General features: G+C 73.1%; 18 protein-coding genes. 9 read left to right on the top strand and 9 right to left on the bottom strand.

Annotation, left to right across the window (positions count from 1 at the left end; translation table 11 throughout):
- Positions 1–197: 197 nt before the first annotated feature.
- Both ACFYVJ_RS32290 and ACFYVJ_RS32285 read right to left on the bottom strand, forming a co-directional pair.
- Positions 198–1736 carry an MFS transporter gene (locus tag ACFYVJ_RS32290; RefSeq protein ID WP_388899204.1) on the bottom strand — a complete coding sequence of 513 codons (1539 nt, stop codon included), beginning with the start codon at positions 1734–1736 and terminating at the stop codon, positions 198–200.
- A 240-nt stretch (positions 1737–1976) separates the two neighbouring features.
- Positions 1977–3782, bottom strand: coding sequence for an FAD-dependent monooxygenase (locus ACFYVJ_RS32285; RefSeq protein WP_388899201.1), 1806 nt, complete (start codon positions 3780–3782; stop codon positions 1977–1979).
- 2002 nt (positions 3783–5784) lie between these two features.
- Here ACFYVJ_RS32285 and ACFYVJ_RS32280 point away from each other — a divergent pair.
- The gene (locus tag ACFYVJ_RS32280) at positions 5785–6843 is read left to right on the top strand and encodes a BTAD domain-containing putative transcriptional regulator (protein WP_388899199.1); all 1059 of its coding nucleotides are present in this window, start codon (positions 5785–5787) and stop codon (positions 6841–6843) included.
- Positions 6844–6996: 153 nt separating this feature from the next.
- On the opposite strand, the gene ACFYVJ_RS32275 is transcribed toward ACFYVJ_RS32280, so the two are convergent.
- The 5 genes from ACFYVJ_RS32275 to ACFYVJ_RS32255 all read right to left on the bottom strand — a co-directional run bounded on the left by ACFYVJ_RS32275 (position 6997) and on the right by ACFYVJ_RS32255 (position 12979).
- Positions 6997–7668: a response regulator gene (locus tag ACFYVJ_RS32275; protein ID WP_388899197.1), complete on the bottom strand. Its 672-nt coding sequence runs from the start codon at positions 7666–7668 to the stop codon at positions 6997–6999.
- Entirely contained in the window at positions 7665–8939 is a 1275-nt protein-coding gene (locus ACFYVJ_RS32270; RefSeq protein WP_388899194.1) for a sensor histidine kinase, read from the bottom strand. Before ACFYVJ_RS32270 ends, ACFYVJ_RS32275 begins: the two co-directional genes overlap by 4 nt.
- A 98-nt stretch (positions 8940–9037) precedes the next feature.
- Positions 9038–11365 carry an MMPL family transporter gene (locus tag ACFYVJ_RS32265; protein ID WP_388899191.1) on the bottom strand — a complete coding sequence of 776 codons (2328 nt, stop codon included), beginning with the start codon at positions 11363–11365 and terminating at the stop codon, positions 9038–9040.
- A 203-nt stretch (positions 11366–11568) separates the two neighbouring features.
- On the bottom strand, positions 11569–12000 hold the full coding sequence (locus ACFYVJ_RS32260) for a PPOX class F420-dependent oxidoreductase (RefSeq protein WP_101421584.1): 432 nt from the start codon (positions 11998–12000) through the stop codon (positions 11569–11571).
- A gap of 46 nt (positions 12001–12046) precedes the next feature.
- Positions 12047–12979, bottom strand: coding sequence for an NAD(P)-dependent oxidoreductase (locus ACFYVJ_RS32255; RefSeq protein ID WP_388899188.1), 933 nt, complete (start codon positions 12977–12979; stop codon positions 12047–12049).
- 63 nt (positions 12980–13042) lie between these two features.
- Between ACFYVJ_RS32255 and ACFYVJ_RS32250 the strand changes: the two genes are divergently transcribed.
- The 3 genes from ACFYVJ_RS32250 to ACFYVJ_RS32240 all read left to right on the top strand — a co-directional run bounded on the left by ACFYVJ_RS32250 (position 13043) and on the right by ACFYVJ_RS32240 (position 16013).
- Complete coding sequence (locus tag ACFYVJ_RS32250; RefSeq protein ID WP_388899185.1) at positions 13043–13411, top strand: MerR family transcriptional regulator; 369 nt, start codon at positions 13043–13045, stop codon at positions 13409–13411.
- Between the two features lie 164 nt (positions 13412–13575).
- A complete protein-coding gene (locus tag ACFYVJ_RS32245) occupies positions 13576–15132 on the top strand; it encodes an alkaline phosphatase D family protein (RefSeq protein WP_388899182.1) in 1557 nt (518 codons plus the stop codon).
- 2 nt (positions 15133–15134) lie between these two features.
- Positions 15135–16013 (top strand): polysaccharide lyase family protein, encoded by an 879-nt coding sequence (locus ACFYVJ_RS32240; protein WP_388899179.1) that lies wholly within the window; start codon positions 15135–15137, stop codon positions 16011–16013.
- A gap of 154 nt (positions 16014–16167) precedes the next feature.
- Here ACFYVJ_RS32240 and ACFYVJ_RS32235 read toward each other — a convergent pair whose 3' ends face one another.
- Positions 16168–17415 carry an aminopeptidase gene (locus ACFYVJ_RS32235; protein WP_388899176.1) on the bottom strand — a complete coding sequence of 416 codons (1248 nt, stop codon included), beginning with the start codon at positions 17413–17415 and terminating at the stop codon, positions 16168–16170.
- Between the two features lie 49 nt (positions 17416–17464).
- Entirely contained in the window at positions 17465–18088 is a 624-nt protein-coding gene (locus ACFYVJ_RS32230; protein ID WP_388899174.1) for an ArsR/SmtB family transcription factor, read from the bottom strand.
- 98 nt (positions 18089–18186) lie between these two features.
- Here ACFYVJ_RS32230 and ACFYVJ_RS32225 point away from each other — a divergent pair, with 98 nt between their 5' ends.
- The 5 genes from ACFYVJ_RS32225 to ACFYVJ_RS32205 all read left to right on the top strand — a co-directional run bounded on the left by ACFYVJ_RS32225 (position 18187) and on the right by ACFYVJ_RS32205 (position 22598).
- On the top strand, positions 18187–19905 hold the full coding sequence (locus ACFYVJ_RS32225) for an IlvD/Edd family dehydratase (RefSeq protein WP_388899171.1): 1719 nt from the start codon (positions 18187–18189) through the stop codon (positions 19903–19905).
- Between the two features lie 9 nt (positions 19906–19914).
- Complete coding sequence (locus ACFYVJ_RS32220; RefSeq protein ID WP_388899168.1) at positions 19915–20925, top strand: zinc-binding dehydrogenase; 1011 nt, start codon at positions 19915–19917, stop codon at positions 20923–20925.
- Positions 20926–21062: 137 nt separating this feature from the next.
- Positions 21063–21269, top strand: a complete 207-nt coding sequence (locus tag ACFYVJ_RS32215) for a hypothetical protein (RefSeq protein WP_388899165.1) — start codon at positions 21063–21065, stop codon at positions 21267–21269.
- Positions 21253–21786, top strand: a complete 534-nt coding sequence (locus ACFYVJ_RS32210) for a DUF6879 family protein (RefSeq protein WP_388899162.1) — start codon at positions 21253–21255, stop codon at positions 21784–21786. Before ACFYVJ_RS32215 ends, ACFYVJ_RS32210 begins: the two co-directional genes overlap by 17 nt.
- Complete coding sequence (locus ACFYVJ_RS32205) at positions 21762–22598, top strand: Scr1 family TA system antitoxin-like transcriptional regulator (protein ID WP_388899159.1); 837 nt, start codon at positions 21762–21764, stop codon at positions 22596–22598. The genes ACFYVJ_RS32210 and ACFYVJ_RS32205 overlap by 25 nt, the downstream gene beginning before the upstream one ends.
- Positions 22599–22653 lie beyond the last annotated feature (55 nt).

Genomic DNA, 22653 nt, shown 5'->3' with positions numbered 1-22653 from the left:
GCACGCTGCGCGAGAACACCTATATACAAACCACGCTTGTGCACCGGACTCCCGCTCACCAGGCCACCACCTCAACCAGCGCCGAAACACCCGACCTACACGCGCAGCACACCACCCCGAGCTCACGCCAAACCAGGATCCGGCACCGCACTTGGCCACCACACTGCAACGACTTGGCGTCCACTTGGCGGCTGCCCTCAGGAGCGTGCTTTCTCCGCCTTGTCCGCCGGCTTCGCACCGAAGGCCGGTGCGGGCAGCGGGCCGGAGCGGATGAGCAGACCGCAGATCACGGCGCCCGCCGCGAAGAGGCCGGCGCACCACCAGAACACGGTGACGTAGCTGTCGACCGCGGCCAGTTGGAGCAGCTCCTCGGTCGGCGGCTTCCCCTGGGCGTGCTCCTTCACGTAGTCCGTGATGGCGCTCGCCGCGATGGTGTTGAGCAGGGCCGTGCCGAGGGAACCGCCGAGCTGCTGGCCGACCTGGATGCTCGCCGAGGCGATGCCCGCGTCCTGCGGCTCCACGCCCGTGGTGCCGGTCTGCAGCGCCGCCGCGAAGATGAAGCCCATGCCGAAGCCGAGGACGAGGATCGGGCCCAGGAGCGCTCCGGCGTAGCTGGAGTCGACCTCCACCCTGGTCAGCCAGACCAGGGCGCCGGCGTTGACCGTCAGGCCCGCGATGACCAGCGGCTTGGGACCGTACTTCGGCATGATCTTGATGTTGCCGATGTTCACGGCCACGGCGGTGAACACGACCATCGGCAGCAGGGCGACGCCCGAGGTGATCGCCGAGTAGTCCAGCGTGGTCTGCATGTAGTAGATGAGGAAGAGGAAGAAGCCGAAGATGCCGGCGCCGACGAGCAGCATCAGCAGATACGCCCCGGAGCGGTTGCGGTCGAGGACGACGCGCGGCGGCAGCAGCGGATGCGCCGCGCGCGCCTGCCAGGCCGCGAAGGCGACGAGCAGCACGCCGCCCGCCACCAGGAAGCCCCACGTCTGGGGGGTGCTCCAGTCCTCGTTCGCGGCGTTGGAGAAGCCGTAGACGATGCAGAACATCGCCGTGGACACCAGGACGACGCCGGGGAAGTCGAGCTTCGTCCGCATGGCCTTGACGGCCGCGCTGCGGCCGAACGGCAGCCCGGCGCCCAGCAGCGCGACGCCCGCGAAGAGCAGGTTCACGTACATGCACCAGCGCCAGGAGAGGCCGGAGGTGAGCGCGCCGCCGATGATCAGGCCGAGGCCCGCACCGCTGGCCGCGACCGCGCCGTACGCACCGAACGCCTTCCCCTTCTCCTTGGGGTCGGTGAAGGTCGTGGTCAGCAGCGTCAGGGTGGCAGGGGCGAGCAGCGCGGCGAAGACGCCCTGGCCGACCCGGGCGGAGACGAGCATCTCGAAGCTGTTGGCGGCGCCGCCGACGGCGGAGGCGCCGGCGAAGCCGACCAGGCCGACGAGGAAGCTCCGCTTGAGGCCGAAGAGCAGCACCAGCCGGCCGCAGAAGAGCAGCAGGCTGCCGAACGCCACGGCGTACGCGGTCACGATCCACTGCCTGTTGGCGAGCGAGAACCCGAGGTCCTCCTGCGCCGACGGCAGGGCCAGGTTCATGATGGTCGCGTCCAGGACGACCATGAGCTGTGCCACGCAGATGACGACGAGGATGAGCCACCGCTTGGGGTCGGGCTCCGCCGCTCCGGCGGCCCCGGGGCCGGGCCCGGCAGCAGCGTCCGCGCTCTGTGTTGCCACGATCTTCTCCTTGTCGCGTGTGACGGACGTGCGTCCTCAACCCTCATGACAGGGGCGGCGAGGGGAATGTGACCCGAGGCCGAGCCGGACATTTCGTACGGGCTGGGGGGCGCGGCGCCGGGACCGCGGTCGGTCCGGCGGGGCGCCCGGCGAGGGGGCGGCGGCGTCCGGTGGGCATCGTGTCCGGAGCCGCTTCCCCCTCCCCGTCGTGCTGTTGTCGTGCCGTGTTGCCGTACTGCTCTACTGCCGTGTTGCCGTGCTGCGTGCGTGCTGGCCGCGCCCGGTGCCGCCGTGGGCGAGGACGCGCGAGAGCACGTCGCTCAGCGCGGCCGCCGGATCGGCTCCGGCGGACTCGCTCCGCCAGGCCACGTGGTGGTCGGGACGCACCAGGACGGCGCCCTCGTCGGTGATCTCGCGGACCGCCGCCCACCGGCCGTCCGCGGCGGCGTACTCGGCGCCGTCGCCGATGCGTACCGCCGTGAGGGGGATCGAGAGTTTCCCGGCCGCCTCGGCCGCCGCGTCGCACCACGCCTTCCCCTCGGGACCGGCGATCAGCACGAAGCCGCCGCTGCGCCCGACCAGGTCGTGGGTGGACAGGCGCTCGCCGTCCCGCTCGATCCAGGCGTGCGGGAGCATGTGCCCGGGCCGGGTGGTGGGGTGGTACGTGTTGCCGAGGGGCGCGCGGGGCGGGGGCGCGGTGCCGTCCTGGACGAGCGCGCCGTCCTCGTACGCGAAGCCCACCTCCAGGTCGTGCGCCTGGCACTCGGAGCGGTGGGTCTGGAAGATCTCCGCGGCCCGGGCCCGTACGGCCGTGCCGACCGGGGAGGGGTCGAAGTAGGCGGAGAACACCGCCGAGCGGCGCTCCACCGGGATGTGGGCGCCCAGGCCGATGGCGGCCTCGGTCACCACCTTGTGGTGGAACCACGTCGACAGGCCCCAGTCGACATTCCGCTTGCCGACGGCGCGGCGCTCGGTCCCGTAGGAGTCGAGGAGGCTGTCGTCGGCGCGGCCGGCGACCACGGCGGCGAGCTTCCACGCCAGGTTGTGCACGTCCTGGACGCCGCCGTTGAGGCCGAGCCCCGTGGTGGGCGGCTGGCGGTGCGCGGCGTCGCCGACGATGAGGACGCGGCCCTGGCGGTAGCGGTCGGCGAGCACGCCCTCGACGGTCCACTGGCTGATCCGGTGCAGGGTCAGCTCCAGGTCGGGTACGCCGAGGACCTCGCGGATCCGGGCGGTCATCGCCTCCGGGTCGTCGCGGTCGGCGTCGCCGGGGTTGAAGTGCAGCGCCCACTCCTCGCACCGCTTGCCCCAGGTGGGGCCCATCTCCATCAGCGTGCTGGAGAGGTCGGGGCGGAAGGGGTTGACGAACCAGGTGATGATCGTGCCGTCGTGCCACCACGGGGAGAGGTCGGCGGTGAGGTACGCGGTGGTGACGTTCAGCATGCTGGGCACGCCCTGCATCTCCACGCCCAGCTCGGCGCCGATGGTGCGGCCGCCGTCGGCGGCGATGACGTACTGCGCGGTGACCGTCGTGGTCTCGCCGGTTCCGACGTCGCGGATCTCGGCGACGACGCGGTCGCCCTTGTCGGAGAAGGTGGTCAGCTCGTGGCCGAAGAGCACCCGGCCGGGGTTGTCCCGCTCGGCCCGGCGGCGCAGCATCGGCTCCAGCCGCAACTGCGGGAGCTTGGCGGGCAGGACGGGGCCGTGCTCCGCGTACACCTCGGTGAGGGCACCGCCCCCGAAGGCGTCCATCTCGTAGATGACCTGCCCGTCCAGCGGGTCGTCCCCGGTCAGCGAGGTCTGCCAGCGCACCCTCCCGAACATCTCCGGCGGCGCCGACAGTTCGTGGACGGAGTCCACGAGCCCGTGCTGCCGGAAGATGTCCATGGTGCGCTGGTTGAGGTAGTGGGCCCGCGGCAGCCTCGACGTGTCCGTGTGCCGCTCGACCAGCAGGTGCTCCACGCCCTGGTCGGACAAGAAGATGGACGCGGACAGGCCGCAACCGCCGCCGCCCACGATCAGAACCGGAACTTCGATGGCTTCCATGCTCGGCCTTCCATGAGGTGACGGCTCAGGCAGGACATCGGGGGATCCCGGGCAGTCCCCGCCCGCCGCCGAACCGCAGGAAGCGGCAACCGAGACCGAGCGCTGTCGTCATCCCCACGATCAGGAAGCAGAGCTTCCGGATGAGCCTCCTCGACACCGTCATGCCGACGTCTCTCTACCGATGCTGCGTGGTCTCAGCATCGGCCGGGCGATTTGGCTGGCACTATCCAGCGGGTTGGCGCCGGCTTGGCGGCACCGTCGGGACAGGCCCGCCGACCAGCACCGGGAAAAGAAGTTCTTGATCGTCGGTCACATTTCGCGGCCGCCACCTGTCAAGTGATTGAGGATCGCTGCTGCCCCCGACCCGAGAAGGGAAAAGATGGACAATCCGCTCCATCTCCCGCCCCGCTCGGCGCCGCAGGACCTCGCGGTGAGGACTCCGGATGCCTCCCGTGCGCGCGGCCACTCCCCCGCGGCCCGCGCCGGCACCGGCGGTCCACCGTTCCCGGTCCGGTCCGCGGCACCCCCCGAGCCGCGGCCGCCGGCACCCCCGGGACCGATTCCGCTTTCGCTCTCATTGCAAAGGGCCGGCCGCCCCGCGGGGCCGGCGCGGAAGATTTAATTCACCGCACCGGGAAATCGGAAAACGACGGGAGAACGTCCGGTGACGCGTCGCGCGCCGAGGCCCGCTCGGCGGCGCCGGTGACGTCACGGCGAACGGCGGATTATTTCGCCGGGATAATCGCCTGAACCCGGTACGGGAAACGTGAGGGTCCGCATCCGGACGGCCCGCTGACCGGCCCCGGAGCGGTATCCGTTCGTTCGCCGCGGACCGGGATGAAATTTCATTGCCGACTTTGCCGGACTTGCCACCCGCGGGACCGTCCCCGCGGACGGCCCGCGCGCGGCCCGTACACCAAGATCCGCCGTCACGCTCTGCTACGCGCCGGTCGGAGCCCGGCGGTGCTGACACGAGGTCTACGCCGACGGCGCGGACAGGCCAAAACCGGAGCTGAGAATTCCGCTCTTTTCTTGCTCCTCACACCCCCTCCCACCTGGGCGGCAGCCCTTCCGAGGGGGTTCGGGTGGAGCATTGGTCGATCTTGCAAAAACGTCCCGGCAAGACCCTCACTGACAACTTCTTGCCATACCCCGGCGGATGGCAGGACCTTGCCGCTCCGACCCGGGCGCGGTAATCGATCAGACCTTCGACGTGCGGGAACACCCGTATACGAGGTCAGGAAGGCGTCACGGGCGCGGGAACCGTGTTGACAACCCCCCATTGCGATGTTGAGATCGAATAGCCGGGGAGAAAAGCGTCGAAGCCCCCACATCGATCGTTGCTCTCGGTGTCCGGCGGCCGTTGATCCATTGCGTTGTGTATCGGCCGCGTAAAACGGCGGTCGGCATTGCCGGGCCTTGACTGGATTAGCGTTCACGGCTACGCTGACCCCCGGCCAGTCTCGGGGGACTGGACAACAAACACGGGGGCAGCAGAAATGCTAATGATCGACGCAGGTCCGGATCCAGGCCACTGGCCACGCGGTCGGCTAGAGAACTCCTGGCCGCCATATCCGGCAAAGGTCGAATTTCGCGAAACTCCAGTTGAGATTGCTGCTTTTCTGCAGCAAATCCATTCGGCGCCTACGCTCTCCGACGCGGCGCACGTCGTCTCCGCGGACCGCCTCGTGACCCGGCAGCGCACACCCCCCGCGCCGCCCCACGGGCGGTCCGCTGTCATGCCGCGGGGCGGAAGCGCTCCGCAGAGCGCCGCGCAGCACCACTCGCGTACACCGCACGGAACGTACGGTGACCGGATCCTGCTTGGCGGTACGGCCGGCAGCCGGCCAGGCCGACACCCGGCCCTGGCCAGGCGCCCCGGAAAAGGCGGTGAGATGTTGGGAGTTCAGAGATGACGAACGACAGAACCAACGTCGACACGATGGTTATCGGCGCTGGATCGGGTGGAAGCTGCCAGACCCATTCGGAGGGCGGGCAGCGTATGGGAACGGGCACCGGAGATGCGCGGCGCATCGCGGAGCTGGAGCGAGAGGTTCAGGAACTCCGCCGCGCCAACGAGATATTGAAGGTGTATTTCGCCAAGGAACTCGATCTCGAACTCGAATCCACTCCGTCCGCCGTCGTCGTCGGAGCGCCCAGCGCTCCGGCCCTGCCGGAGGCGCCGCCGTCCGCGCCCCCGACGCCGTCGCGCCCGATCCGCTGGGGCGCCGCGCAGCCGGCCATGACCCCCGACCCGTCCCGGCCCATGGCGGAGTTCCGGGCACTCGGCCCCATCGAAGCCGTCGTCGACGGACGGCTGCTCGACCTGGGCGCCCCGAAGCAACGCGCGCTACTCGCCCTGCTGGTCAGCAAGGTCGGCCAGCCGGTGGCGGTCGACGTCATCGTCGAGGAACTGTGGACCGGCAATCCGCCGCCCTCGGCGATCACGTCACTGCAGGCGTACGTGGCCAACCTGCGCCGCGTCCTGGAACCCAACCGCGCCCCGCGCACCCCCGCGACCGTGCTCCGCACCTACGGTCGCGGCTACCTGCTGGACAACCACGTCGTCGAGGTCGACGTGCACCGGTTCAGCGAGCGCGCCGGCGCCGGCTGGGAGGCCCTGGACAGGGGCAAGCCCCAGGAGGCACTGCGTGAATTAGAAGCCGGTCTCATGCTGTGGCGGGGTCAGGCGTACGCCGAGGTGGCCGACACCACCTACGTACGGCCCGAGGTCGCCCGGCTGGAGGAGCTGCGGCTGTCGGTCATCGAGGGGCGGTGCGCCGCGCTGCTCGCGGTCGGCGCCCACGAGATGGCCGTGGCGGAGCTGGAGGCGTTCACGCAGGCGCACCCGCTGCGTGAGTACGGCTGCGAGCTGCTGAGCCTGGCGCTCTACCGGGCCGGCCGGCAGGCCGACGCCCTCGCCGTGCTGCGCACCAACCAGCGCAGGCTGGCGGAGGAGCTGGGGATCGATCCCCGGCCCGCGCTGCAGCACTTGGAGAACGAGATCCTCAACCATGCGCCCGCGCTCGACTGGCGGCCGCGCCCGGGCGGTGGTGCGTGAGATCGCCACATCGCGATCTCTTGGTGTGCTCGGGCATCCGCACAGTGTCCGAAATGCCGAAGCGGTCCGGGGAGTCCCTCCCCGGACCGCTTTCTTTCGTTCCCCGGCCCCGCCGCACCGCCCGTGTCCGCGCCTCGTCCCGCGTCCCGCGCCTCACTCCGGGGCCCGCACCAGCCCCGACTGGTAGGCGAGGACGACGAGTTGGGCGCGGTCGCGGGCGGCCAGCTTGGTCTTCGCGCGCTGTACGTGGGTGCGTACGGTCAGCGGGCTGACGACCAGCTCCGCGGCGATCTCGGCGTTGGACCTCCCCTGCGCGACCAGCGCCGTCACCTCGCGCTCCCGCGCGGTGAGCACCGCCAGGTCCTCCGGTACGGCCCGCGGGGTGCCCGGCTCCGGGGTGGCGAGAAAGCGGGCGATGAGCGCGCGGGTGGCGGCCGCGGAGAGCAGCGCGTCTCCCGCGGCGACCGTGCGGATGCCGCCGACGAGTTCGTCCGCGGAGGCGTCCTTGCCGAGGAAGCCCGCGGCGCCGACGCGCAGCGCGCGGGCCACGTGCTCGTCGGTCTGGAACGTGGTGAGGACGAGGACGCGCACCTCGGCCAGCTCCGGGTCCGCGCAGATCGCCTCGGTCGCGGCGAGGCCGTCGGTGCCGGGCATGCGGATGTCCATGACGACGACGTCGGGGCGGTGCGCGCGGGTGAGTTCGACGGCCTCGCCGCCCTCGGCGGCCTCGGCGACGACCTCCAGGTCGGGGTACGAGTCGACGAGTATCCGGAACGTCGCCCGCAGCAGGGCCTGGTCGTCGGCGAGCAGCACGCGGACGGTCATCGGGGCTCTCCTGAGGGCTCGGCGGCCTGTTCGCGGGCGGGCGGTGCCGGCGTCTCCTGCCCTACGGCCAGGGGCAGTTCCGCGGTCACCGTGTAGCCGCCGTCGGGCCGCGGGCCCGCGCGCAGGCTGCCGCCCGCGGTGCGGGCGCGCTCGCGCATGCCGATCAGCCCGAAGCCGCCACCCGGCGGCGGTGGCGGCCGGCCCGCGCCGCCGTCGTCGCTGACGCTGACGGTCAGCCGGTCGTGCGCGTACGCGAGCCGCACCCGGGCCTCCCCCGCGCCCGCGTGCTTGGCGACGTTCGTCAGCGCCTCCTGCACGATCCGGTACGCGGTGAGGTCGAGCCCCGGCGGCAGCGGCCGCGCCGCGCCCTCGGCGGTGACGCCGACGGGCAGCCCGGCGGAGGCGAAGGCGGCGACCAGCTCCGGCAGCCGGTCCAGTCCCGGCGCCGGCTCCAGCGGCTCCACTGAGCCGCCGGTCCCGCCGGTCCCACCGGGTCCTCCGGGGCCCTGTGGTCCCTCCGGGTCGCCGGGCTGGCGCAGCAGCCCGACGGTGGCCTGGAGTTCGCGCAGCGCCGCGGAGGTCGTGCCGGTCAGCTCGCCGAGGATCTCCTCGGCCTGGTCAGGACGGGTGCGCGCCAGCCGGGCGGCGGTGCCTGCCTGGGCGTGGGCGAGCGCCATGTGGTGGGCGACGACGTCGTGCAGCTCACGGGCGATGCGTACGCGCTCCTCCGCGACCCGGCGGCGCGCCTCCTCCTCTCGCGTGCGCTCGGCGTGCTCGGCGCGCAGGTGCACCGCGTCGAGGTAGGCGCGCCGCGCCTGGACGGCGATGCCCGCGAGCACGGGCAGCAGCAGCCAGAAGACGGGGCCGACCGACTCCTCGGCCCAGTCCTGGCCCTCGTTCTCGGCGAGCAGCGCGACGGGGACGACCAGGGCGAGGACGAGGGCGTAGTGGGCGTAGACGGTCCGCTGCGGAGCGCGTACGGCCAGCTCGTACAGCGCGAGGACCGACGGCGCGAGCAGCGGCAGCGAGAGCGGATAGCCCAGGCCCGCGGACGCGGCCCCGCAGACGGCGGTGGCGACGACGACCGGGCCCGGGTGCCGGCGCCGCCACAGCAGCGGGACCAGCGCCGCGGCCACCAACGGCTGCCCGGCGGCCCAGCCGTGGGCGGCACCGGCGTGCTGCCGGCTGGTGACGGCCGTCACCAGCATCAGCAGGGCCGCCTCGACGAGGCGGGGGTGGCGGTCGGTGAACCGCGACCAGGTGGGGAACACGGCGCTCTCCGCTCGGGTGGACCGGCTCGTGGTCGTACGCGCCGCGGGGCCGGCCGCCGCACTCGCGGTGCGGGCCGCCGACCCTACGGCCCGGCGCGTCAGACGCGCGTCAGGTCGTGGCCCGCCCCGGCGTCCGGGACCGGCCGCGGTCCCGGCGTCCCGCGGCCCAGCGCCTCGCCCTCGACGTCCACGCGCGGCAGCAGCCGGTCCAGCCACCCGGGCAGCCACCAGGCGCGCTTGCCGAGCAGGGCCAGCACGGCCGGCACGAACGCCATGCGGACGACGACCGCGTCGAAGAGGACGGCGACGGCGAGACCGAAGCCGATCATCCTGATCACCTGCTCGCCGCCGGTCATGAACCCGGCGAAGACCGCCATCATGATCACCGCGGCCACCGCGACCACCCGGGCGCTGTGCCGGAAGCCGCTGACGACGGCCGCGCGGGCGTCCTCCCCGTGCACGTACGCCTCGCGCATCCGGGAGACGAGGAAGACCTGGTAGTCCATGGCCAGGCCGAAGACGATGCCCACCAGGAAGATCGGCATCATGCTCATGATGGGCCCGGTCTGCTCGACGCCGAACAGGCCCGCCAGACGGCCCTGCTGGAAGACGGTGACGACGGCGCCGAGCGCGGCGAGCACCGACAGCAGGAACCCGAGCGCGGCCTTGAGCGGCACGAGCACGGAGCGGAAGACCAGCAGGAGCAGCAGGAACGCCAGGCCGATGATGGTCGCCAGATACGGGATCAGCGCGTCCTGGAGCTTCTGCCCGACGTCGATGTTGAGCGCGGTGGCGCCGGTGACCTGGTACGTCGCGCCGGTGGCGGCCTCGGTCGCGGGGCGGCGGCCGCGGATGTCGTGGACCAGGTCCTTGGTGCGCTCGCTGGTCGGCGCGGTGGCGGGGGTGGCGGAGAGCACGGCGGTCTCGCCGGCCTCGTCGAAGCGCGGCGGGGAGACGGAGACGACGCCGTCGGTGGCGTCGAGCGCCGCGGCCACCCCGGCGACGGCGGCCCGCGGGTCGGCGGCGCCGCGGGCGTCGACGACGACGGTGAGGGGGCCGTTGAAGCCGGGGCCGAAGCCGGCGGCGAGGGCGTCGTAGGCGCGGCGCTCGGTGGTGGAGGCGGGCTTGGCCTCGTCGCCCGGCATGCCGAGGCGCAGGTCGGCGGCGGGTACGGCGAGGAGGCCGAGCCCGGCGACGGTGGCGAGGAGGACGGGGACGGGCCGGCGCAGGACGAAGCGGGCCCAGCGGACGCCGAGGGGTGTACGGGCCGAAGGGCGCGTCCGGTCCGCGGAGTCGGTACCGTCCGCAGGGCTCGTGGGGTCCGCAGGGCTCGTACCGCCCGCAACGCCCCCCTCCCCGGGCCCCGTACCGGCCGCGGCGGCCCCGCTCCCCCGCCGCTTCCGCTGCCGCTCCCGCCGTGCCAGCACCGCGTCCGGCCACCACCCCAGCAGCGCCGGCACCAGCGTCAGCGCGACCAGCACCCCCACCAGCACCGCCCCCGCCGCGCCCAGACCCATCTTCGTCAGCATCGGCACCCCGATCACCGAAAGACCGGCCAGCGCGATGACCACCGTCAGCCCCGCGAACACCACCGCGGAGCCCGCCGTGCCCGTCGCCCGCCCCGCGGCCTCGCGCGGCTCGTGGCCGGCGGCCCGCTCCTCGCGGTAGCGGGAGACGACGAAGAGCGAGTAGTCGATGCCGACCGCGATCCCGAGCATCATCGCCAGCTCGCCGACCGTCGAGGACAGCCCGAGCGCACTGCCCAGCGCCATGATCGAGCACATGCTGACGCCGATCCCGGCGACCGCGGTGAGCAGCGGCAGCCCGGCGGCGGCCAGCGAGCCGAAGGTGACGAGCAGCACCACGGCGGCCACCGCGATCCCGAGGACCTCCCCGATGCCCGCCGCTTCCCCGGACTCCACCGCGCTGCCGCCCGCCTCGACGGTCAGCCCCGCCTCCCGCGCCCGGGCCACGGCGTCGTCGAGCGCCGTCCTGGCCGCGTCGCCGACGTCGTCCTCCGCGACCTCGTAGGTGACGGTGGCGTACGCGGTCGTCCCGTCGTCGCTGACGCCGCCCTGCCCGTCGAAGGGGTTCGCCGCCGCGGCGACCTGCGGTGCGCGGGCCACGTCCGCGACGAAGGCGCCGACCGCCGCGCGGCCCGTACCCCCGGTGATCTTCTCGCCCGCAGGGGCGACGAAGACGACCCGGGCGTCCGCCCCGTCGGCCGCGGCGCCGGGGAAGCGCTCGTCGATGAGGTCGTACGCGTGCTGCGCCTCGATCCCGGGCATCGAGGAGGAGTCGTCGGGCGGTTCTCCGGCGCTCGTCGCGCCGAGGAACGCGGCGCCGAGGACGGCCGCCCACAGCAGCGCCACGGGCAGGCGCCGGCGGAAGGCGAACCGGCCGAGCCGGTACAGGAAGGTCGCCATGGGAAGGGGTCTCCGCTTCTGGGGTCTCGAAGAACCCCTCCAGCGTTTCCGCCGGGACCCCGTGCCGTCGTCGTCGCCCGTACGGCACTTCCGCGTACTGAAAAGCGAGTACGCCGCCGCGCCCCCTCCGCCGCGGGGATGACCCCCGCGGACGCGAACGGGGTGACGGGCGGCCGCCCGTCACCCCGGTGTACGCGCGCGGGTCAGCCGAGCCGTTCGCCGTAGACGTGGTCCACGGCCATCTTCATCAGCACCCGGCGGTCGGAGACCATCACCGCGCGGTACTCGTCCCAGTCGGGGTGCTCCCCCGCCGCGGCGCGGTAGTAGTCCACCAGCGCCTCGACCTCGGGACCCCGCGGGTCGGTGCCGGGTCCCACGAGGGTCGCGGTGCCCTCCGCGGTGGCCCAGGAGCGGCCGTCGCGGGCGGTGACCTCCAGCGCGGCGCGGGCGTCGCGGCGCAGGTTCGCGGTCTTGGCCCGGCCTTCGGTCATCGAGACGTACAGGACGCCGGAGTCCGGGTCGTAGAAGGGCATGACGGGCGAGAGCTGCGGGCGGCCGTCCTTCTTGATCGTGGCCAGCACGCCGAGCCGGCTCTCCGCCAGCAGCGCGCGGGGGTCGTACGAGGTCGTGGTCATGTCCGTTGCCAAGTCCTGGTCTGTCGGTGGTATTCCGGCGGCGGGGTCACTCGGGGCGTGCCGCCGCCGGGCGGCGGAACTCCCCGATCATCACCGGATATCCCTCGCCCCCGTGGCCCGCCGCGGCGGCGCGGTCGGCGAGGGACTTGATCAGCGCCGGGAACTCCGCGTTCACGCCGAGGGATTCGCTCTCCTGAACGAGGTGTGCCATGGACACCCGGTGGGTGTCCAGCGTGGCGTCGTCCGGCGGGAAGGTGCCGGTGTCGATCTGCTTCGCGTAGCCGGGGAGCCAGTCGAGGACGGCCGGGAGGCCCTTCGCCGCGACGGCCGTGAACTCGGCCGCGGACACGCCCGCCGTGCCGACCAGCGCGGCGCCCTGCAGCCAGCCGTTGAGCAGGCTCCACATCACGCCGACCATCGCCATCTCGTACAGCGACGTCAGCCCCTGGTCCGCGCCGAGGTACGGGCTGTCGCCGGCCAGGCTGCGCAGCGCGGGGGTGTGGCGGTCGTACGCGTCGCGCGGGCCGCTGACGGCGATGGCGGTCTCGGCGGTGCCGATGCCCTGCGGGGTGGCCATGATCGCGCCGTCGAGGTACGTCAGGCCGCGCCCGGCGGCCCAGGCCGCGGTGTCGCGGGCCTGCGCGGAGGTGCCGGTGGTGAGGTTGACCAGGGTCCGGCCGCCGAGGGCGGCGGGGTCGACGGGGTCGAGGAAGGTGTGCAGCGCGTCGTAGTCGGTGACGCAGGCGATCACGAGCGGGGCGGCGGCGACGGCCGCGGCGGGGGTGTCCGCGCGTACGGCGCCCGCGGCGACGAGGTCGTCGGCCTTGGCGGCGGTGCGGTTCCAGACGGTGGTGGGGTGGCCGGCGCGCAGCAGGGCGGCGGCGAGGGCGTGCCCCATCAGCCCGAGTCCGAGGACGGCGACGGGGACGGGGGCTGCGGCGGGGGCAGCGGCGGTTTCGGCGTGCGTGTCGGTCGTCATGGAAGAATGGTCAACGTTCACACCGGTATGAAGGTCAAGCCCGGAGGGCGGGGAGGAGCGCGCATGCGGATCGGGGAGCTGAGCCGGCGCACCGGCGTCAACGCGCACCAGTTGCGCTACTACGAGGCCCAGGGCCTGCTGAAGCCCGAGCGCTCCGGCAACGGCTACCGCGAGTACACGGACGACGCCGTGCTCACCGTCGCCCAGATCCGCAGGCTGCTCGACGCGGGCCTGTCGACCCCGGACATCGCCTGGCTGCTGCCCTGCGCCACCGGTACGGGACCCGACTTCGAGCCGTGCCCGGAGCTGATCGACAAGTTCCGCGACCGGCTGGACGGGCTCGACGCGCACATCACCACGCTCCACCGCTCCCGCGAGGCGCTGAGCGAGTACCTGCACGCCGCCGAGCGGCGGGTCGCGCAGTACATCTGAGGCCCGTACGCCACCGCGGGACCGCCCGTACGCCCACGGGCCGGCCCGCGCCGTCCCGTTGAGCGTCTCTCTGCCGTCCCGCGGCCCTTCACCTGCACGTCGTGCCCCGGCCACCCCGCCCGGCGAACATCCTTCCGGATCTTCACAACGCCCGGGAGGCTCAGGTGACTTCACCACCCCATTCCCCGCGCCGGCGGTCCTTCCTCCAGGCCGCGGGCGTCGGTGTCGGCGCGCTGCTGGCCGGGGCGGGGCTCGCCGGGCGGGCCGAGGCAGCGGGCGGAGCGCCCCGGCTGCGCGAGGACCCGTACCGGCTGGGCGTCGCCAGCGGCGAACCGGCCACCGACGGCGCCGTGCTGTGGACCCGGCTGGCGCCCGACCCGCTCGCGGACGACGGCCACGGCGGCATGCCGCGCGCGGGCTACGACGTGGGCTGGCAGGTCGCGGAGGACGAGCGGTTCCGCCGGGTCGTCCGCGCCGGCTCCGCGGTGGCGCTGCCTGAGCTGGGCCACTCCGTCCACCCGCAGGTCCGCGGGCTGCGCCCGGGCCGGCAGTACTTCTACCGGTTCCGTACGCAGGGCCACACCAGCCCCGTCGGCCGGTTCCGCACCGCACCCGACCCCCGCTCCGCGCGCGGCGCGTTCAGCTTCGCCACCGCCTCCTGCCAGGCGTGGTACCACGGCTACTTCTCCGCGTACCGCGACCTGGCCGCCCAGGACCCGGACGTGGTGTTCTTCCTCGGGGACTACATCTACGAGTACGGCATCACCGCCGCCAACATGTGGCGCAGCGCCCCGCTGCCCGGCGCGCGCCACGAGATCGAGACGAACACGCTCGCCGACTACCGGGTGCGCTACGCGCTCTTCAAGTCGGATCCCGACCTCCAGGCCGTGCACGCCGCGGCGCCGTGGATCCTCACCCCGGACGACCACGAGGTGCAGAACGACTACTCCGACGAGAAGTCGTACTACGGCCTGAGCGAGGAGGACTTCCTGCTGCGCCGGGCCGTGGCCTACCGCGCGTACTACGAGAACTGCCCGCTGCCCGCGCTCGCCCTCGCCCACGGCCCTGACGCCCGGCTGCACCGCCGGCTGCGCTACGGCCCGGCCACCCTGCACGTCCTCGACGCCCGCCAGTACCGCGACCCCAAGCCGGCCGACGCCGCCGAGCAGCACGCGCCCGGGCGCACCATGCTCGGCCCGGAGCAGGAGCGCTGGCTGTACCACGGGCTGCGCACCTCCGACGCCCGCTGGAACCTGCTGCTCCAGCAGGTCGGCCTGGTCCGGGTGACGGAGAACCGCGTCGACCAGTGGGACGGCTACCCGGCCGCCCGGCAGCGCCTCCTCGACGTCCTCGGCGAGCCCGGCGTGCCGCCGGCCGTCGTCTTCACCGGCGACTGCCACCGCTCCATCGCCGGCGACCTCCTCGCGGACTTCGCCGACCCCGGATCGCCCGTCGTGGGCAGCGAGTTCCTCGGTACGTCCATCGCCTCGGACGGCGACGGCGCGCCGACGGACAACTACACGAAGGACTGGATGCAGCACCCCTGGATGCGGTTCTACGACGGCCGCCGCGGCTACGTCCTCGGGCACGCGGACGCCGACGCGGTCACCGCCGAGTACCGGGCGGTGCCGTACGTACGGGCCGACGACCGCGCGGCGGGGTTCACGCTCGGCCGCTTCCGGGTCGCACACGACCGCCCCGGCATGCAGAAGGTGAGCTGACGATGACCGCACCCACCGCCCACACCGCGCACACCGCCGCGGGGCGGCCCGGTTCCGGCACCGCGCCCGGCACCGTCCCGGGGCTCGCCGCCGCGGGCGGGCTCGGCGTGGTCGAGCTGACGTGGCAGCCGTACAAGACGCGCGGCGCACGACAACTCGTCGACCACTACGAGGTGTACGAGCTGACCGCCGCCGGGGACACCCTCCTGGCCCGTACGCTCTTCCCGCACCACACCCACCGCGTCGGCCCCGAGCCGCTGACCCGCCGCTACACCGTGGTCGCCGTGGTCGACTCCGGCGCCCGCACCCGGCCCGCGCGCGCCGCGGCGGGGACGAGCGAGCGGTCGGTAGCGGCGGGCCGCCCGGTGGCGCGGGTCGGCGAGTTCGACCACCGGGGGCTGGAGTTCGCGCTGTCGCCGAACCTGAGCGCGCAGTACCCGGCGGCCTTCCCGCAGGACGTCGACTTCCGCCACGGCACCTCGGACCCCGCCCGCGACTGGTGCTATCTGCACCCGGGGCCGAGCGACGCCTGGGCCGGGCGCAAGGAGCACACGTTCACGCTCCGCTTCGACCTGCCGGCCGCACCGGAGCGGGACCTGGGCTTCGCGCTGTGGCTGATCGACTCGCACGCCACCGCCGCGGGCACCGCGGAACTGGCGCTCAACGGGCGGGTGGTGAAGACGCTGGAGTTCCGCGGCGGCGCGACCCGCGGTTCGCTGGAGGGCGACGCGGCCCGCCCGGGCAGCGTGCTGAAGCCGTCGTCGTACGAACTGCCGCTGGCGGCGGACCTCTTCGCGGCGGGCGAGAACGTGCTGACGGTGCGTAAGACGAGCGGGTCGTGGATCGCGTACGACGCGCTGGGGGTGTTCGCGGCGGAGTGACGGCCGGGACGCGGACACGCGCGCGGGTACGGGGCACTCCCCCGCGCCCGCGCGCTCCGTCATGCCGGGCGGCCAGGCGGTCCTGCCCCGGGCGCCGGGGGCGTTCCGCGTCCGGCGCCGGCCGTACGGCGTCGCGCGCCACGGCGGTCATGCGTCAGAGCTGCCACGCGTCGTCCCGCAGCAGCACCACCCGGCCGCCGTCGTGCCCGATGCCGGTGACCGTGACCTCCGGGCCGCCCACCATGAAGTCCGTGTGCACCGCGGAGACGCTCATGCCCAGCGCGTCCCGCTCCGCGGCGCTCATGTCCGCCGCCCCCGGCACGGTCTGCGGCAGCCCCGCGCCCCACGCCAGGTGGCAGGTCGCGTTCTCGTCGAGCAGCGTCTCCAGGAACGTCACGCCCGACCTGCCGATCGGCGACGTCCCGTCCACCAGCGCGACCTCGCCGAGCTGCGCCCCGCCGCGGTCGGCCGCCTGATGGGCCCGTACGACGTCCGCGCCGCTGCTCGCCCGCACCTCGCTGACGCGCCCGGCGGCGAAGGTCAGCTCCAGCCCGGTGACGACCGTGCCGGCCAGCGCGAGCGGCCGGGTGGCCCGTACGGTGCCCTCGACCCGGCGGTGGTCCGGCGTCGTGTAGACCTCCTCCGAGGGCAGGTTGGCGACGAACCGGCGGCCGTCGGCGCTGTCGAAGCCCACCGCGTGCCAGCGGCCGCCCGGGATCAGCCCGATGGTCAGGTCGGTGCCGGGGCCCTCGAAGTGCACGGCGTCCAGGCCGAGGCCGTCGAGCAGGACCGCCCGGGCCTTCAGCTCGGCCAGCCGGTCCCGCCAGGCGGCGGCCGGGTCGGGGCGGTCGAGGCGCAGGAAGTGCTTGAGGTGTCCCCACAGCCGGGACACGTCGTCCTCGCCGAAGACGCCGCGCGCCCAGGCGCGGGTGGGGCAGGCGATGACGGTCCAGCGGACGAGGTCGCCCTGCTGGAGGCGGTAGCGGGAGGCGAGGTTGGGCATGCGGTCGAGCCCGGCCCTGGCCGGGTCGGTGTCGTCGAGCAGGCCGGGCTCGGCCTCGCCGCGGATGTTGATCAGCACGCCGTGGCGGCGGCCGAGTTCGCGGTTGCGCGCGTCGAGCCAGCCGGGTATCTCGCCGAGCGTCGCGGCGTCGGCGTGGCGGACGCGGGAGCGCTTGGCGTGCGGGTCGAAGTACCAGATGTCGACGTAGCGGGCGCCGCGCGCGTACGCGCCCTCGGCGAGCGCGCGGGCCAGCGGGGCGTGCTCGATCTCGGCGTTGACGGCCACCAGGTCGCCGGGGACGACGGGGGCGGCGACGTCGAGGACGAGGGCGGCGTACGCGGCCAGGTCGGCGGCGGGGATGCCGGAGGAGTCGGGCGAGGCGTGCGCGGACGGGTTCATGGGCACTCCTGTGGGCCGGGGATGCGGCACGTGCGTGCGGGGAAGGGAGTCAGCCGCGCTCGCCGCGCGGGCCGACGGGTGCGCCGCCCGGGGCGCGGGACTCACCGGACTCGCCGGACTCGCCGGGCCCGCCGGGCCCGCCGCCGAGTTCGAGCAGCATCGCGGTGAAGCTGACGTGGACGCCGTCGCCGGTCCGCGGCGGTCCCGCCTTGTCGTGGACGAGGCGTACGGCACGCTCCGTCAGCGCGCAGACCTCCGCCCAGGTCTCGCGCGGCAGCCAGACCTCCGCGTCGGCGCTGGTGACCTGCCGGCCCGCGGCGGCGCGGCGGCGCAGATCGGTGAAGAGCGCCTCCAGCAGCGGGCCGGAGCCGCCCGAGCGGTCCAGGCGGCGGGCGCTGTCCGGGTCGTACTCGTACCGCTTGGGCGGCTGGCCGCGCCCGGCCGCGCCGCCGGCCGCGGCCCCGGCGCCTGATGCGCCGTCCGACCGCCGCAGGAAGCCCGCGGCCGTCAGCCGCTTCAGGTGGTAACTCGCCGAACCGTGCGCGATGCCCAGCTCCGCCGCCACCTCCGTCGCCGACATCGGCGCGCCCGTGAGCAGCGAGACGATGCGGATACGCAGCGGGTTGGCCAGGGCGCGCAGCGGCACGAGCGGCGCGGCATTTTCCCAAGACATGTTGGGATAATAGGCCGGACCGCCGCCGACGGGTAGGCAGCGTGTGCAGCAGCCGTTTACTGTGCGGGAGTTCGCCCCTGCCACCAGAAGGACGGTGTATGGCTGCCGAGCTGCGGAGCGCCCAGTGGTACGGGGGTACGGACCGGAACGCGTACATACACCGCGCGTGGATGCGCCGCGGTCTGCCGCACGACGCGTTCTCCGGCCGGCCCCACATCGCGATCGCCAACACGGCCTCCGACCTGACCCCCTGCAACTCCCACCTCACCGAGGTCGCCCGCTCCGTACGCGACGGCGTGCACGAGGCCGGCGGCGTCCCGCTCGAACTCCCGGTGGTCTCGCTCGGCGAGACCCAGGTGCGCCCCACGGCGATGCTGTGGCGCAACATGGCGGCGATGGCGGCGGAGGAGATGTTCCGCGCCAACCCGGTCGACGGCCTGGTGCTCCTCGGCGGCTGCGACAAGACCATCCCCGCGCTGCTCATGGCCGCCGCCTCGGTGGACCTGCCGGCGCTCGTCGTCCCCGGCGGGCCGATGCTCACCGGCACGTTCCGCGGCATGCCGCTGGGCTGCGGCACGGACGTGTGGCGGCTGAGCGAGGAAGTGCGCGCGGGCAAGATGTCCCCGCAGGAGTTCACCCGCTCCGAGTCGTCGATGATCCGCAGCCGGGGGCACTGCAACACCATGGGCACGGCCTCCACCATGGCCGTCCTCGCCGAGGCGCTGGGCATGGTCCTCCCGGGGCTGGCCGGCACGCCCGCGCCCGACAGCCGGCTGCTGGAGGCGGCGCACGAGTCGGGGAAGCTGTCGGTCGAGCTGGTACGGGAGGGGCGTACCCCGTCGCGGATCGTGACCGCCGCCTCGTTCCGCAACGCCATCGTCGCGCTCGCCGCCACCGGCGGCTCCACCAACGCCGTCGTGCACCTCCTCGCCCTCGCCGGCCGCCTGGGCGTGGGGCTGACGCTCGACGACTTCGACCGCGTCGGCGCGGACGTACCGCTGCTGGTCGACCTGCTGCCGGCCGGCCGGTTCCTGATGGACGACCTGTACCGCGCGGGCGGTCTGGCGGCCGTGCTGAACGAGGTGCGCGACCTGCTCGACCCGGCCGCGCTCACCGTCACCGGCCGCCCGCTGGTGGACCACCTCGACGGCGCACGCATCTGGGACCCCGAGGTCGTCCGCACCCGCGACGCGCCGCTCCAGCCCAGCGCCGGCATCGCCGTGCTCCGCGGCAACCTCGCCCCGTCCGGCGCCGTCGTCAAACCGGCCGCCGCCTCGCCCGAGCTGCTGCGGCACCGCGGGCGGGCGGTCGTCTTCGACAGCATCGAGGACTTCCACGCCCGCATCGACGCCCCGGACCTCGACGTCGACGCCGACTCGGTGCTCGTCCTGCGCGGCTGCGGCCCGCGCGGCTACCCCGGCATGCCGGAGGTCTCCAACATGCCGCTGCCGCGCAAGCTGCTGGAGCAGGGCGTGCGCGACATGGTGCGGGTCTGCGACGGCCGGATGAGCGGCACGGCGTACGGGACGGTGGTGCTGCACGTCGCACCCGAGGCGGCTGCGGGCGGGCCGCTGGCGCTCGTCCGCACCGGCGACTTCATCAGCCTGGACGTGCCGGGGCGCAGCCTCACGCTGGACGTACCGGACGCGGAACTGGCGGCGCGGACGCCGAACGCGGCGACGGTGGCGGGCTACGCGGCGCCGCGGCGCGGGTGGGAGCGGCTGTACGTGGACCACGTGCAGGGCGCGGACACCGGCGCGGACCTCGACTTCCTGGTGGGCTCCTCGGGTGCCGAGGTGAGCCGTGAGTCGCACTGAGGTGCTGCCTTGAGGGCGTTCGTGCTGCACGGCCCGGGGCGGGCGGGCGTCGTGGAAGTGGAGCCGCCGGTGGCGGGGCCGGGCGAGGCGGTGGTGGACGTCGCGCGCGTGGGGGTGTGCGGGACGGATGTGGAGCTGTACTCGGGCGAGTTGCAGTATCTGCGCGACGGCCGCTCGCGGTTCCCCGTACGCCCGGGCCACGAGTGGTCGGGGCGGGTCGCGGCGGTCGGCGCCGGCGTGGACCCGGGCTGGCTGGGGCGGCGGGTGATGGGCGACACGATGCTGGGCTGCCGCGCCTGCCGCCGCTGCCGGGTCGGCAGGCAGCACCTGTGCGAGGACCGCGAGGAGGTGGGCATCCTCGGCCGCGCGGGCGCGCTGGCGGCCCGGCTGGCGGTCCCGGCCCGGTCCCTGCACCCCCTGCCCGAGACGGTCGACGACGCCCTGGGCGCCCTCGTCGAGCCGGGCGGCAACGCGCTGCGCGCGGTCCGCGCGGCGCGGCTCGGACCGGGCGACCGGGTGCTGGTCACGGGGCCCGGCACGATCGGGCTGCTGGCCGCGATGTTCGCCCGGCGGGCGGGTGCGGAGGTCCACGTCCTGGGCCGCGACCCGGCGACGCTGGAGTTCGCGGCGTCCCTGGGCTTCGCGCACTGCTGGACGGCGGAGTCGCTGCCTTCCGTCCCGTACGAGGCGGTGATCGACGCCTCCAACGCGGAATCGCTGCCCGCGCGGGCGGTGGAGTGGGTGGAGCCGGGCGGCACGGTGGTCTACATCGGCCTGGCGGGCACCCCGAGCCTGCTGGACACCCGCGCCCTGGCCCTGAAGGACGCCACGGCGGTGGGCATCCTGAGCGCGTCCCCGGCCCTGGCGGCGACGATCACCGCCTACGCGGACGGCTCGGTGGACCCGCGCCCGCTGATCGCCGCGACGATCGGCCTGGACGAGGTAGCCCCAACCCTGGCGGGCACCCGCCCCCCAACCGCAACCAAGGCCCCAAAAATCCACGTAACCCCGACCCCCTGACGGACTGCCCCCGCCGGTGCCACGCGCAGTTCATGCAACTACGCGCATAGTCACGTTCCGGCATGGACGGCCTACCCGGCCGACTCGTACGGTCGTGACGACCGGCCCGCAAAGGGCCCACAGAGGGGTTCGCAGCCATGGCTCGTGAGGAACTGACCCGGCTTACGGGTAACGGGAACGAAAACTGCAACAATGACGACTGCCCGAACGTGTATCGGGCCACCGACCACTCCATCGTGGTGCAAGGGCACGCGGACACCACCTTCCGGCCTCCGGCCGGGGAAGCTCTCGTTCGTATCCCTGAGAGCGTGCTGAGGGAGGCCGTGCGTGCTCTTGGATGGTGAGTCCTGGACGGCGAGGGTTCAGGGGTTCGAACGGGAAGCGTGGCGACTGGAGACGCTCCCCTGGTACAGGGTGCCGAGTGAGGACGGGGACATCCAGGACTTCCTGTCCGGGAAACGGCTGAACCCCGAGAGCTATTCTTCCGGCTACACAGAGGGCTTGAAACGGATCACGGCGGAAGGAAGGTCCAAGGGGCGCGTCCACATCGTCACGCGACCGCTGACGGACTATCTGCGGTTCGAGTTCATGTACTACGACGTACACGAAGCCGCCGGAGACGACATCCGCATCCTCGATGTGACAGACCGCCCGCACCCTCTCGAAGGAGTCCAGGACTTCTGGCTGTTCGACCGGTCCGAAGTGATCATCATGAACTACGCGGCGGACGGAACGCAAATCAGCCGGGAACTGTACGAGGGCGATCCCGCGCCGTACATCGAGTACCAGAGAATCGCGCTCGCGGAATCGATGCCGTTCAGGGAGTACGTGAACCGGTGGCCATCGATCCTGACCAGCTAGACCAGTCGGGTCGTGAACTGGCGGCCATACTCAAGCGACTGCGCAGGCAAACCGGGCTCTCCGGAGCCCGGCTTGCTACGCGTTGCCACATGAGTCAGTCCAAGATCAGCCGGATCGAGGGTAACAAGACCCGCCCCTCGCTGCTGGACGTCGAACAACTTCTCCGAGGTCTTGAGGCTCCTCCGGCCGTAGCCGCAGAGGTCATGGCCCTGGCCAGGATCGCGCAGACCGAATGGCAGGACGGCAGGGCCCTCCGAAGGAAGGGACTCGACAAGAAGCAGCTACAACTCGCCGGACTCGAAGCGTCATCCACTACGTTTCGGTACTTCCTCCTCTCGATGGTCACAGGGCTCCTGGCCACTCCCGAGTACGTCCGTGCCAGCCTGGCCCAGGCCCCTCCGGAGCAGTTCGCCAAAGCAGTCGCCATGAAGCTGGACAGGCAACGAGTCCTGTTCGATCGGACCAAGCGATTCACGTTCATCCTGACCGAGCAGGCCGTGCGGTACCCGCTCCTCCCATCTACAGAACTGGCAATACAGATCGATCGGCTCACCTCCCTCACCCACCAGCAGAACATCCGGCTGGGGGTCATACCCATGGGGGTTCACTTCACTTCCGGGGCACTGAACACCTTCACCGTCTACGACGAGTCACTGGCAACCGCGGAACTGGACCTGGGTGCAATCGTGTTCCGAGACAGCCGAGACGTACAGGAATTGATCCGCCGCTTCACCGCATACGAGGATGCTGCGGTCTTCGGCGATCAGGCCAGGGCGTGCCTGGCGGAATGGGCAGAATGGTGCCGCCGGTGATCTTTACTCGTCGACGTGCATACGGCACCATGCCGCACCGGAATCGGGGGAGCAT

Origin of the sequence: Streptomyces sp. NPDC004134 (genome assembly GCF_042874195.1) — a bacterium.
Taxonomy (GTDB): domain Bacteria; phylum Actinomycetota; class Actinomycetes; order Streptomycetales; family Streptomycetaceae; genus Streptomyces.
This window is presented reverse-complemented; position numbering and strand designations above follow the sequence as displayed.